Genomic DNA, 13527 nt, shown 5'->3' on the forward strand with positions numbered 1-13527 from the left:
GCGCCAAATGTTCTGACGACGGACATGCTGCGAGGCCTGGAATAGGCTGGTCGATCAGCCGTGGCGCATCATCACTATCGGACGCCGCAAATGGGCGCGTGGGTCATGATCAATGCAGGTCGGTATTAGCAGGGAGCTGACGCTTGTGGTGCTGCAAGCACCAATGTTTGATGGTCGTTCGCTTGATGGTTTCGCGGCGCTTGATGATGGCCGGGGCTCTGCCGAAGTAGGCGTCAGCGGGTGTCACATTGTTCAAGCTCTCGTGATAGCGCTGGTGGTTGTGATGTTCGACGAAGGCTTCGATCTGGGCTTCGAGGTCACCGTCAGGGTCTTGAGGTCCCACTCTGACTGTCTGGCGCTTCAGCCCCCCGGGAAACTGTGCCGTGCCTGGCGGTCGTCCTGCCAGATCGCTTTCTGGTCGAGTGGCGAACTACGGATCAGGCGACTGTCGACATTCACCTGATCCATGCTGCTGATGCTGTACAGCGCTTCGGCCGATCCGACCTCGGCACCGGCCTTGGCTAGGACATCCAGAGCGGACGGATTAACGACATTCTGTCCCATCTGCATCAGGGCTGCATCGCGGGTGCCAGCAATGATCACGAAGCGGTTGCCTGTGGGACCGGTGAAGGTCGATAGATAACCATAGTCCATATACATGAAACCTTCGGCATGGGGTTCGCCGCCGTCGCCTTTGAAGCGCTGTTTGGTCTGCATATCGAGGATATCGTCATAGGTCTCGCCGATTGAATAGCGCGAACCTGCAAAAACTGTGTCGCGTAGCGGGCCAAGGCCGCTGAGATAGCCTATATAAACGACGTTGGCGTCGCGGATCGCCTGTGTTTTCAGGTTGGAAACTGGCATCACGCGGACCTCGCCGACTCCTGAAAGCGCACGGGTCACGTTCATGAGAACCGATGCGCTGCCGACCGGCAAATAGCTGAGCTCCAGGTTCATATAGCCTCTGGCCCGTTCGGGATGTGTGCGCACGAACTGATCGAGGTCTGCGGCCGAGTTGACCGTATATTCACGAACAAGTCTGACGCCTCCGTTATTTTGGTCCACGTCACCAAAGATATAATAGTCGCCGATTACCACGATGGTAGGTCGACCATTGTCGCGCAACGCTTGCCACACCGGGCTTTGGGATACCGCCATCTCGACAGGCCGGGGGCCAAAGGAGGAAGCGTAGATCATCGTCGCGGCGGTCCCTCCGCCAGCGGCTGCCAGTGCGACCAAGGTCGGGACCAGCAGTTTGCGCCATCGGGCGGGGCTGGGCAGGGCAGGCGGGATTTCGACCGGCTCCTCCTCCCGCAGCGTCAATCGATATTCGCCGCGCGGGATGGTGAGGCCAAGGCCCCGGCCATCGCCCATTTGCTCCAGCCGCCGGCGCAGCTTGTGGACATAGACGCGGGCGACCGCATCGCGTGTTGCGTCGAAATCCGGGCGGCGGCCGAACACCTCGATCGCGACCTCGGTTTCTTTGGGCGAGCGACCGGCAAGGCTGCTTTCCGCAAGATATTCGAACAGCTTTCGCACAAGAACGGATCGCCCCAGAGCGAGATCGCCCTGGGCCTTCTCTATGGCTTCCCTGAGTGCGGAAAGGTCGGACATAGGCCCTTCATTACAGGCAAATCCGGCGCCTGCAACGTTCATGAACATTTCAAAAACCGTTATGTGCAAGCGTTCCAGCGCGAAAATCTCTTCAAGCCACGGGGAAAGTGACGGGAGCGACAGGCAAGCCTCCCGCACCCGGGCTTTGGGAGAGATAATAAGTGAAGGTGAAAACTGTTTTGATGATCCGGGCGGCGGCAGGCGCGGTTATCGCGCTGCACATGACGGCGGCTGCGCTGGCCGCCGAGCTGGCGGGCGCGGCACCGGCGGATCAGGCGCCCGCGGTCGAAGATTCGAGCCAGGTGAATATCGTCGTGTTTGGTCGCGGCGAACTGAAGATCGGCATCGCCCATGCGGCGAGCGAGGGCACGATCGCAGGGTCCGACCTTTTGGTCCGACCGCTGCTGCGCACGGCGGAACTGCTGGAGGCGGTACCCGGCATGGTCGCCGCCCAACATTCGGGCAGCGGCAAGGCCAACCAATATTTTCTGCGCGGCTTCAACCTCGATCACGGGTCGGACTTCACCAATTATATCGATGGCGTGCAGATGAATTTCCGCACCCATGGCCACGGTCAGGGCTATCTCGACCTGAACGGCCTGATCCCGGAAATCATCGCGCGGGAGGATTTCCGCAAAGGTCCGTACCGCGCCGATGGCGGCGATTTCGCCATGGCGGGCGCGGCCTATATGACGACCATCGACGGCTATGACCGGCCCTGGGTCTCGGTGGAGGGCGGTTCCTACGGTCACCGCCGCGTCGCGGCCGGGGGGACGATCAAGAATGTCGGTGGCGGCGACCTGACCGCCGTGGGTGAGTTCCGCGTCTATGACGGTCCCTGGGAGCAGCCTGAAAAGCTGCGCCACTATGCGGGCTTCCTCAAATATGTGAAGCCGACCGCCATCGGCCAGCTGGAAATCACCGCCCATGGCTATCGCGGGACCTGGAAGCCGACCGAGCAGATTCCCGAGCGCATCATCGGCTCGTCCATCTGCAAGGATGAATTCTGCTCGCCCGATCCGACGGCAACCGGCGAAACCACGCGCTTCGTCGTCAATGGCAAGCTGTCCGGCGAGGATTGGCGGATCAACGCCTATACGCAATATTATAACTGGAACATGTTCTCTAACCCTGAATATGCCAGCGCGGACGGTTCGAGCGCGCAGATTCATCAGATCGACAAGCGCTGGGTCTTTGGCGCGACCGGAGAGAAAAGCTGGCATCTGTCGGACCAGTTCGACTTCACCGTCGGCTTCGAAACCCGCTATGACGATATCGGCAAGGTCGGCGTACAGCACAGCGACGCGCGCCAGTTTGTGAACTCCTTCGGCATGTACGATGTCAAGGAAGTATCAGGCGGCGTCTATGGCGAAGCGGTGTTCAAGCCGTTCGAAGGTCTGCGCCTGATCGGCGGCCTGCGCGGCGACTATTATCATTATTCGGTCAATGCGGTCGATGCGGAGGCCGTCGTGTTGGGCGAAGGATCGGGCCATGACTCGGTCGTCTTGCCCAAGGCGCAGGTCGCCTACAAGGTTAGCGACAATATCGAGCTGTACGCCAATTGGGGCCGGGGCTTCCACTCCAATGACGTGCGCGGCGCCGTGACCGCGACGCCGGTGCCGGTTCTGGTGGCGGGCACGGGCAAGGAACTGGGCGCGCGTTTCCAATTCTCCACCTTCACGCTGACGACGACCTATTGGTGGCTGAATCCGGGCAGTGAACTCAAATTTGTCGGCGACTCCAACGCAGTCGAACCGACCGGCGCCAGCCGCCGCCATGGCTATGAGATCGTCGCCTTCTGGCGCCCGTTCAAATGGCTGGCGCTTGATGCCAACTATACCGCCAGCCATGCGCGCTACGACAATGGCGATCATATCCCCAACGCTTTCGAAAATGCGGCGGCGGCGGGCGTGTCCTTCGTCACCGACCAATGGGAAGCCAGCGTCCGCCTGCGCCATCTTGGCCCCTATCCGCTGCTGGAGGACAATAGCGTGCGGGACAAGGGCAGCAATATCGTGAATGTGCGCGGCGCGCGGAAGTTCAGCCAAGTCGAGGTCTTTGCCGAGGTGCTGAACATCTTCGACAGCTACGACAAGGATATGGCCTATTGGTACCAGTCCTACATCCCCTCCTTCGACGCGGAGCCGGTTGAAGGGCGCCTCAGCCGCGTGGTCGAACCGCGCACGCTGCGCTTCGGGGCGAAATATCATTTCTGATTAAAGGGACATCCCCAGCCCCTTGCCTGCCCGCGAACTTCGGTTCGCGGGCTGTTTTCAGTCAATCGACGCCCGGTGCGTAGCTCTTGTGGCAGGTGTAGCAGGCCTTGTTCAGTTCAAGGCCGGCGTCCTTATGAAGCTTGGCGGCCCGATTGAAGCACGTCCGCCTGCACAACTTCCGCAACAACCAGGCCTCCGGTGGAGAGCGCCTTTATAGCCGGGCAGGCCAGCTTGCCCGGATGTAAAAAAGCGGGCCTTTCTGGCAATGACTGGCCCCGAAAAGGATCAGGCGCACCTGGTTGCATGCCATCACCTCATATCGAATTTGCATATAATTATCGAAAATCGGTATAATATTTCATTGAGTCGATTGACCGAATAAGGTTCCCCCAAGTTGATAACTAGGGCGGAGACGAAGACGGTGAATGGCAGAGACTTTGGGCGGCGCAACCGCATGATGGGCATGGCCGGATGCAGCTTGTTGGCCCTTTTGGGTGCTGTGCCTGCGATCGCTCAGGACTCCGCGCCGGCATCGGTTGCGGCGGATGCGCAGGCCTTGCCGTCGGCGGGCGATGCGGTTGGCGAGATTGTCGTCACCGGCTCGCGCCTGCGTCGCAAGGATGCGGACTCCGTGGGGCCGATCTCCACCATCACCGCAGAAGATATCGCCCGGTCAGGCGCGTCGTCCGCAGGCGAACTGCTGCAAAAGCTCCCCGCCGCCGGCGTCAGCCTCAATTCCAACGGCACGCAGGGCACATCCTACGGCGCCAGTTCGATCAACCTGCGCTATCTGGGCGGGGCCGAAGGGAGCGGCAATCGCGTGCTGGTGCTGGTGGACGGGCATCGCTGGGTCGATGCCGTGGGCCAGCGCGGTTTCCGCGACTTCGTCGACCTCAATACCATGCCGATGGGCATGATCGACGGGATCGAAGTGCTGAAGGACGGCGCCTCGGCGATCTACGGCGCGGATGCGATCGCGGGCGTGGTCAATATCAAGACGGTCCAGCCCTTCGACGGCATTCGCGGGTCGATCAAGGCCGGAGTCACTGACAAGGGTGACGGCGCGGAATATTCCGCCATCGTCAATGTCGGCAAGAAATGGGATCGCGGCTCCATCATCCTGTCGGCCAGCTATTTCAAGTCCGAACCGATCCTGACGACGGCCCGTTCGCGCACCGCCACCTCGCTGGTGCCGGTGACGACACCCGGCACCAGCCCCAACGGCCTGTTCGTCCTGCCTGGTCTGTCGAACAACAACTATTTCGGCACGGCGGCCGGTTTCGCCAGCAGCGCCAATCCGATCGTCTACAACAATGCCGGCATGGGCGGGGGATCGCTGGCCGACAACAGCTTCCACACCGCATCGCTGCCCGGCGACTATTACAACACGCTGGCGCAGGGCATCTATTCCGCCGGCCCATCGGAGCGTTACGGCTTTTACGGGCGCTTCGACCATGAATTGTCCGACACGATCAATCTGAAGATCGAGGGGCTGTGGAACAAGCGTACCTCCGACCAGCTGTTCGCGCCCGTCAATCTGGACATCGGTGGGACGGCGGGTACGGTGCGCGGCTTCGCAATTGGCGCGGGCCAGGCCTATAATCCGTTCGGGACCGCCAATGGCGTGCCCGTCGCCAATGCGGTCGGCTTCGCATCCACATCGGCCTGGCGCATCCGCAAGATACTCACCGCCGTCGGCAATCGCGACAATTACCAGAATGTGCAGACATGGCGCGTGGCCGCCGGGCTGGACGGGTCGTTCGACATGCTGGGCCATGAATGGAAATGGGACGTCTATGGCGCCTATTCGAAAAACGTCATCCATTCGGCCGCCTATAACCAGGTCAATTACGATGCGCTCTATCTGGGCCTGAGCGGCGCCTGCGCCACCACGGCTGGCTGCGTGCCGATCGACCTGTTCGGCACGATGACGCAGGCGCAGGCGAATTACATCCGCTACAATGCCTATGAATCCAACCAGACCGAACTGTACAATGCAAACGCCAACCTGACCGGCACGCTGGTGGACCTGCCGGCTGGCCCGCTCCAACTCGCCATCGGCTATGAATATCGCCAGAACCGGGCGGAAGATCATCCGGATGTGTTCGCCAACACGGCGTCGGCCTATCTCGGTTCGGCCTACACCTCGACCTCCGTGCAGACGCGGACGGCCAGCAAGGGCTCCTACGACCTGCACGAAGTCTATGGCGAGCTGTCGATCCCGATCTTCAAGAACCAGCCTTTCGCCGAAAGCCTGGATGTCGATCTTGCCACCCGCTATTCGCGCTACAACACGGTCGGCGGCAAGGCGACGGTGAAGGCGGGCGTCGGCTATCGCCCGATCCACGACATCCTGCTGCGCGGCACCTACAGCCAGGGCTTCCGCGCTCCGTCGATCCTGGAACTCTATCAGGGCGCGCGCCAGACCAATTTCCAGGGTACCGACCCCTGCAATGGCGGCGCGGCGGCCAACCCCAACCTGCCGGGCTGCGCGGGCGTACCGGCCGGCTACAACCAGTCGGGCGTCAATAACGGCCTGCTGATGGGCACGATCAGCGGCAACCGCGACCTGAAGGCGGAAACCGCCGATACGTTCAGCGGCGGCGTGGCGCTGACCCCCAGCTTCCTGCGCGGCTTCACCCTGACCGTCGACTATTTCAGCATCAAGGTGAAGAACGCCATCGCGCTCCAGTCCGCGACGCAGATCCTCCAGCTTTGCGCGACGCAGGGCGGCGTGTTCTGCGACCTGGTGACGCGTGACGCCGGCACTGGCGCGATCACCGATCTGGTGCAGGCGGTGCAGAATCTGAACGCGATCAAGACCGATGGCGTCGACATTTCCGCCCGCTACGACTTCCGCACCGGCATTGGCGCCTTCAGCGCGGCGGTCGATGCGTCCTGGCTCCATTCCTTCCGCACCACATCGCCCAACCCGGCGGGCGGCGCGGACATCGTGGACGAGCGGGCGGGCAAGGGCGACCAGCCCCGCGCCACCTATCCCCGGTGGAAGGGACAGGCCTCGCTCAGCTGGGCGCTGGACGACATCGATGCGACGGTCCGCGCCCGCTATATCGGCCCTTCCACCGATATCGTGAACACGGTCAAGGACGCGCGGACCAAATCCATCATCTACACTGACGCGGAATTCGGCGTCGGTATCGATGACAATCGGTTCCGGCTGACGCTGGGCGTCAACAATCTGTTCGACGTGCAGCCGCCCGCATCCTACGCCAATGCGCCGATCAACTACGACATCTACACCTATGACGCGCGTGGCCGCTATCTCTACGTCCGCGCCGCGGTGAAGATGTAAGGAACGCAGTCATGCACAGCGCCACCGCCGAACCATCGACCGTCCCCATGACGACGGCAGCGCCCCGGCGGCGCTGGTCGCTCAACCCCGTCATCATGATGCTGGCGGCGATGGCGGTGGCGGTGGCGCTGACTTGGATTGTGCCTTCGGGTCGCTACGAACGCACGGATACCAAGGAAAACGCACCGGTGATCGCCGGAACCTACAGGCCGATGGAAAAGCCCATCGGCCTGCCGGGCCTGATCCCCGGCAAGCCGGAAAGCACCGAAACCGCGCGCCCGGTGAGCCCGCTGGCGGTGGCGACCGCCATTCCGGCGGGGCTGGAAAAATCGGCGGGCCTGATCTTCATGATCCTGTTGCTGGGCGGGATGTTCGGCGTGCTGAAGCATAGCGGCGCGCTCGACGCCGGCATTCAGCGGCTGATCGGCGTCAGCGGCGGGCGCGTCACGATATTGGTGCCGGTGCTGATGATCGCGATTTCGGCGGGCAGCACCTTCCTTGGCCTCATTTCCGAATATCTGCTGCTGATCCCGGTGATGGTGGCGCTGGCCGACCGGCTGGGGCGCAGCCCGATGTTCGGCTTCGCGCTGCTGACGCTGGCGGCCAAGGTCGGCTATCTCGCCTCCGTGACCAGCCCGGTCGCGCTGCTCATCGCCCAGCCCATCGTCGGCGTGCCGGTGTTCAGCGGTCTTGCCCTGCGGCTGTGGCTGTGGATCGCCTTCCTTGCCATCGCCATCGTCTGGGTGCTCGCCATTTCCCGGCCGACGCATGAAGCCGCACCGATCGAGCGGACCAGACTCACCCATCGCCAGTTCGGCGTTCTGCTGGTGATCGGCGTGGTCGTGGCGCTGCTGGTCTACGGATCGCTCGGCCATGGCTGGGACGATAAGCAATTCGCTGCGCTCTTCATCGTCGCGGCCATGGTGATCGGCCTGATCGCGGGCATGGCGCCGTCCGAAACCTCGCGCGCCTTTCTTGACGGCATGCGCTCCATGATGCTGGCCGGACTGCTGATCGGCATGGGGCGCGGCGTGGAGATCATCCTGCGCGAAGGCCATATCCTCGACACGATCATCGCAGCGGTATCCTGGCATATCGAGGGTCTGCCACCGATGCTGGTCGCGCCGATCCTGATGGCGTTCGAAATGCTGCTGACGCTGCTCATCCCCTCCACCTCCGCCAAGGCGGCGCTCAGCATCCCCGTCCTTGGCCCCATCGCCGCGCAGGCCGGGGTGTCGGGCCAGACCACCGTGCTGTGCTTCCTGATGGGCAACGGGCTGGTCAACATGCTCGCCCCCACTTCGGGCATGCTGCTCGCCTATCTCGCCGCCGCCAATATTCCCTATAATCGCTGGTTCCGCTTCGTCTGGCCCATTTTCGCGCTGCTTACGGCGCTCTCGGTCGGCGTTGCCATGCTCGCGGTCGTCATCGGATACTGACCTTGCCCCAATATGACCGCATGATTCCGGACGCCATGGTTCCGATGCGCGATGGCGTTCGCCTGGCAACTGACATCTACCTGCCCGAAGGGGACGGCCCCTTTCCGGTGCTGATGGAGCGTATTCCCTATGGCAAGCGCCGCACCAACCATGGCGACCGGACGCTGACCGACCCCCGGCCGCTGTCCAAGCCGGAGATCGCAGTCCAGTTCGTCGCGGCGGGCTATGCCTATGTGTTGCAGGACTGCCGGGGGCGCTATGGCTCCGAAGGGCATTTCACCAAATATCTCGACGAGGCCGAGGATGGCGAGGACATGCTCGCCTGGCTGCTGGAGCAGCCCTGGTGCGACGGCAGGGTCGGCACGCTGGGCCTGTCCTACGGTGCACATACGCAGGCGGCGCTGGCGTCCCTCTCGCCGCAGGGGCTGAAGGCGATGTTCCTTGATTCCGGCGGCTTTTCCAGCGCCTATCATAGCGGCGGACGGCAGGGCGGCGCGTTCGAGCTGAAGCAGCTCACCTGGGCTTTCAAACATGCCCGGCTCGCCCCGGAAACCCAGGCCGACCCCGCCCGCAAGGCCGCGCTGGAGGCGCAGGACATCGGCGCATGGATCGGTCGCCGCTGGCGCACCGGCCTGTCCCCGATCAGCGCCGCGCCCGAATATGAGGCTTATATCGTCGAGCAGTGGGACGAGGATGTCTTCACCGGCTTCTGGCGCCAGCGCGGCATCTATGCGCGCGGCTGGTACGGCAGTTTCGCAGACGTGCCGCAGGTCCACATGTCGAGCTGGTACGACCCCTATTCCCAGACCGCGATTGACAATTATCTGGGCCTGTCCCCGATCAAGCGCGGCCCGGTGAAGCTGGTGCTGGGGCCATGGACCCATGGTCAGCGATCGGTCAGCCATGCAGGCCATGTCGATTTCGGCCCGGCAGCACCGCTCGACGGCAATCTGGCCCCGGATTATGTGACATTGCGGCGCGACTGGTTTGACCGGCAGATGCTGGGCAAGGATGCGCCCGACCATCTGCCCGATCCGGTGACGATCTTCGTCATGGGCGGCGGCAGCGGAGGGCGTACGGCGGACGGGCGGCTGGACCATGGCGGGCGTTGGCGCGGCGAGGCAGCGTGGCCGCTGCCCGACATTGAGCGTCGCTCCGTCTATCTGCGTGAAGATGGTGCTCTTTCCGCCGACGTGCCCGACAAGGAAGGCGTCAGTCTTTCCTATGATTTCGATCCCGCCGATCCGGTGCCCACCATCGGCGGGGCGCTCGCTTCGGGCGCGCCGCTGATGTTCGCAGGCGCCTATGACCAGTGCGAGACGACCGATCTCTTCGGTGCGCGCCATCCTGGCCGTGCGCTGGCCGAGCGGGACGATATACTCTGCTTCCGCAGTGCGCCGCTCGAACAGGCGGTCGAACTCACCGGCAGCGTGGAGGCGGAACTGTTCGTCAGCGCCTCCACCGTCGACACCGACATCACGATCAAGCTGATCGACGAATATCCCCCCAGCGAAGCGTGGCCGCAGGGCTATGCGATGAACCTGTCTCATGGCATTTTGCGGCTGCGCTTCCGCAATGGGTTCGAAGCGCCCGAACCGATGGAGCCGGGCACTGTTTACAAGGTCATCATCCGGTCGTTTCCGACCAGCAACCTGTTCGCCGCGGGGCATCGCATCCGGCTCGACATATCGAGCAGCAATTTCCCGCATTTCGACGTCAATCCCAATAGCGACTGGCGCGATCCCGACGCCGCGCCGCAGGTTGCGCGGGTCAGCATCCATTGCGACAGGGAACGTCCCTCCCGCATCATCCTGCCCGTCATTCCGCCAAGGGATTGACGCATGAGCGCGCGCAAACCGCTGGGCCTGCGCGCGCTGATGAGTTTTTCGCGGATCATGCGCACCGGGTCGGCGACCGCGGCCGGGCGGGAATTGGGCCTGTCGCAACCAGCGGTCAGCCGGATCATCGCGGGCCTTGAGGACGATCTGGGCTTCGAACTGTTCTACCGCGACCGGGGGCGGCTGATCCCGACCAAGGACGCGCTGGAACTGGCCGAAGAGGTCGATCTGGCATTGGCGGGGATCGCGCGGGTGGAAACGCTGGCGCAGGATATTTGCGACATGACGACGGGCGAGCTGCGCCTTGTCGCACCGCCCAGCTTCACCCAGACGGTGCTGCCCGACATCGCGGTGCGTTTCCTGAAAGATTATCCCGGCGTCCGACTGCGTATTGATTCCCGCAGTGCGGAGACGGCCAGCCGCATGATCGCCACGCGGGTCGCAGACGGCGGCTTCGTGAAACTGCCGGTCGATGAACGTGAGTTGCGGATCGAGCAGGTCATTCCCGGCGGGACCGTGTGCGTTCTGCCGCCCGGTCACCCGCTGAGCGGCGAGACGGAACTGACGCCCGCCCTGATCGACGATCATCCGCTGGTTCTTCTGGGCAGCGGCCGGATTGCGCGCCAGCAGATCGACAACGCCTTTCGCGAAGCGCGCCGACAGCCCAATGTCGTCGTGGAAACCCATACCGTCGGTTCGGCCTGCGCTCTGGCGGAAAGGGGGCTGGGCATAGCGATCGTCAGTGAGTTAATGGTGCCGGCGCAAAGTCAGATCCGGCCGTTCAGGCCGGACATCAGGCAGGATTATGCCTTCGTTGTGTCTGCCATGGCGCCTGCGTCCCGGCTTGCCAACGCTTTTATGGAAACGGCGTTGCTGGCCGACCAGACCGGGATCAGGAGACAGGAATTCCGGAAATGATCGTCCGCAGAAACGGACGACCGGCCGCCCGCGAAGGGCAGCGTAGTGCGATAAATATGGGCCTTCAGCGGGGCGAGATTGTCCTCTGAGGTTGGAGGTTCCCTCAGCGAAGAGGAACTTGCCATGACTGTCTCGATCAACACTGCTCCGATCAGTCCGCTGCGTCAGCGGATGCAGCACGACATGATGATGCGGGGGCTCGGTCCACCGGCCATCGCTGCCCGCATGGTTGCGACCTGCTATATGCGATGAATGTTTCTTGTGGGGTAGCGAGCGTCTACATTCTGCCGGACCGTTTATGGTTAGGGTTGGACGGTCAAAGCTCTATGAGCTGATTCAGATCGACCGGAACAGGAAGTGATCGGCCCTCAGCAGTGAGGAGATGGCATCGCCGATCTGCCTTTTGACCGGCGTGAGAAAAATGCGGCAGGGCTGTTTTTCGGCAAGGGCTGGGACATTTTGCTCGGTCCGGTCTTGAGAAAGAGGTAAGCGTGGGCTGGAGACGGCAGATCAGGCGGCTGCGGCGATCGGTTGCTGATCGGGCCGCCAGTTCCACGGCATGAGTTCATCCCAGCGGGCAGCGGGCCATTCGTCCGCGATCTTGGCGATGACGTCGGCGATATATGCCTGTGGTTCGAGGCCATTGAGTTTGGCGCTCTCGATGACGGAATAGACGGCAGCCGCGCGATCACCGCCGGCCTTTGACCCGGCAAACAGCCAGTTTTTACGGCCCAGGGCCACGCACCGCATGGCGCGCTCCGCGATGTTGTTGTCGATTTCCAGGCGCCCATCGTCGAGGAAGCGCGTCAGCGCGACCCAGCGCTTGCGGCCATAGGCGATCGCCTTGGCCATCTCGGACTTGGGCGAGAGACGGCGCAGGGCATCGTCAAGTGCCTGGCGCAGCTCGTCGACCAATGGCTGGGTGCGGTCCTGCCGGCTTCGTCGTCGGATCTCGGGTTGCTGGCCTCGAACCTCTGCCTCGATCTCATAGATCTGGCCGATGCGTTCCAGCAGATCAGTGGTGAGCGACGTCGGCTTGGTGGCGTGGATGTCGAATATCTTTCGCCGGAAATGCGCCCAGCAAGCAACCTCGGTGACGCGGTTCGTGTCGTAGAGCTTGTCATAACCGGCATAGCCGTCGGCCTGGAGATAGCCGGTGAAGTTGGCCAGCTGCCGCTGGGGATGCGCGCCGGTGCGATCGGTGGTGAACTCATACCAGACCAGCGACGGGGTCGTGGCACCGGAGCCACGATCATCGACGGCGTAAGCCCAGAGCCTGCCAGTCGCCGTCTTGCCGCGTCCCGGATCAAGCATGGGAACCGGCGTATCGTCGGTATGGATCTTCGAGGCGGTCAAGCCGACCTCGCGAATGCGACTGACGATCGGGTCGAGCAGCACGGATGCCTGTCCCACCCAGCCTGCCAGCGTCGAGCGGTCGATCTTGACCCCCTGCGCAGCCATGATCTCGGCCTGGCGGTAAAGCGGCAGATGATGGTCGAACTTGGAGACGACGACGTGGGCCAGCGTGCCGAAGGTCGTCTTGCCGCGCGCTATCGCCTTTACCGGTGCGGGCGCCTGCACGATCTTCTCGCAGGCGCGGCAGCTATACTTGGGGCGGATGGTCCGAACGACGCGCCACTGCACCGGCACGGCATCGAGCATCTCGTCGCTATCCTGCCCCAGCGGCCGCAGCGCACCGCCGCACTCGGGACAGGTGCAGGTGCCCTGCTCGGGTTCTATCCGCTGCTCTTCGCGTGGCAGATGGGCGGGCAGCGCCCGAACAGGCGACGGTCGATCAGCCTGTGCCAGATCGGCTCGACGCGCGGCAGCGACGATGGCCTCGCCTTCGAGTTCTTCGAGCGCCAGTTCAAGCTGGGCGATCTGGGCGTCGAGCTTCTCGGACGACTTGCCAAACTGCATCCGCTTGAGGCGCGCGATCTGCACGCGCAGCGTGTCGATCAGGATGTCACGAGCCGAAATATCGGCGTGGGCGGCCGCCAAAGCAGATTCGAGCTCGGCGATCCGAGCGTCTTTGTCAGCTGTGGAAAGGCCTGCGTCCGACACCGCGATCCTATAGCGGAACAACCGCCACAATGCCAGTAAAAGCGCGGGAAAATGGGCGTTTTACCCCGCGAGTGATGGGGTGAAAGTGCGCTCCGGCCGTCGCCAGTCGATGCCTTCCAATAGCA

Annotated in this window: 8 protein-coding genes and 1 pseudogene; 6 read left to right on the forward strand and 3 right to left on the reverse strand. The window is 63.0% G+C overall.

Going from position 1 to position 13527, the window contains the following annotated elements; all coding sequences use genetic code 11:
- Positions 1–109 precede the first annotated feature (109 nt).
- Both F7P65_RS21335 and F7P65_RS21340 read right to left on the reverse strand, forming a co-directional pair.
- Positions 110–322 (reverse strand): annotated as a pseudogene (locus F7P65_RS21335) (integrase core domain-containing protein); the annotation flags it as partial.
- A 38-nt stretch (positions 323–360) separates the two neighbouring features.
- Positions 361–1614 (reverse strand): helix-turn-helix domain-containing protein, encoded by a 1254-nt coding sequence (locus F7P65_RS21340; protein WP_150295519.1) that lies wholly within the window; start codon positions 1612–1614, stop codon positions 361–363.
- Positions 1615–1835: 221 nt separating this feature from the next.
- Here F7P65_RS21340 and F7P65_RS21345 point away from each other — a divergent pair, with 221 nt between their 5' ends.
- The 6 genes from F7P65_RS21345 (at position 1836) to F7P65_RS22530 (ending at position 11590) form a co-directional block, all read left to right on the forward strand.
- Complete coding sequence (locus tag F7P65_RS21345) at positions 1836–3830, forward strand: TonB-dependent receptor (protein ID WP_150295527.1); 1995 nt, start codon at positions 1836–1838, stop codon at positions 3828–3830.
- A 421-nt stretch (positions 3831–4251) separates the two neighbouring features.
- A complete protein-coding gene (locus tag F7P65_RS21350; protein ID WP_205452216.1) occupies positions 4252–7143 on the forward strand; it encodes a TonB-dependent receptor in 2892 nt (963 codons plus the stop codon).
- 11 nt (positions 7144–7154) lie between these two features.
- Positions 7155–8582, forward strand: coding sequence for a YfcC family protein (locus F7P65_RS21355; protein WP_150295521.1), 1428 nt, complete (start codon positions 7155–7157; stop codon positions 8580–8582).
- A gap of 2 nt (positions 8583–8584) precedes the next feature.
- Positions 8585–10420 carry a CocE/NonD family hydrolase gene (locus F7P65_RS21360; RefSeq protein ID WP_205452218.1) on the forward strand — a complete coding sequence of 612 codons (1836 nt, stop codon included), beginning with the start codon at positions 8585–8587 and terminating at the stop codon, positions 10418–10420.
- A 3-nt stretch (positions 10421–10423) separates the two neighbouring features.
- On the forward strand, positions 10424–11338 hold the full coding sequence (locus F7P65_RS21365) for a LysR family transcriptional regulator (protein ID WP_150295525.1): 915 nt from the start codon (positions 10424–10426) through the stop codon (positions 11336–11338).
- 123 nt (positions 11339–11461) lie between these two features.
- Complete coding sequence (locus F7P65_RS22530) at positions 11462–11590, forward strand: hypothetical protein (RefSeq protein ID WP_275897569.1); 129 nt, start codon at positions 11462–11464, stop codon at positions 11588–11590.
- 258 nt (positions 11591–11848) lie between these two features.
- On the opposite strand, the gene tnpC is transcribed toward F7P65_RS22530, so the two are convergent.
- On the reverse strand, positions 11849–13402 hold the full coding sequence (gene tnpC, locus F7P65_RS21370; protein WP_420853333.1) for an IS66 family transposase: 1554 nt from the start codon (positions 13400–13402) through the stop codon (positions 11849–11851).
- Between the last annotated feature and the right edge of the window lie 125 nt (positions 13403–13527).

The organism is Sphingobium estronivorans, assembly GCF_008692605.1.
Taxonomy (GTDB): Bacteria; Pseudomonadota; Alphaproteobacteria; order Sphingomonadales; family Sphingomonadaceae; genus Sphingobium; species Sphingobium estronivorans.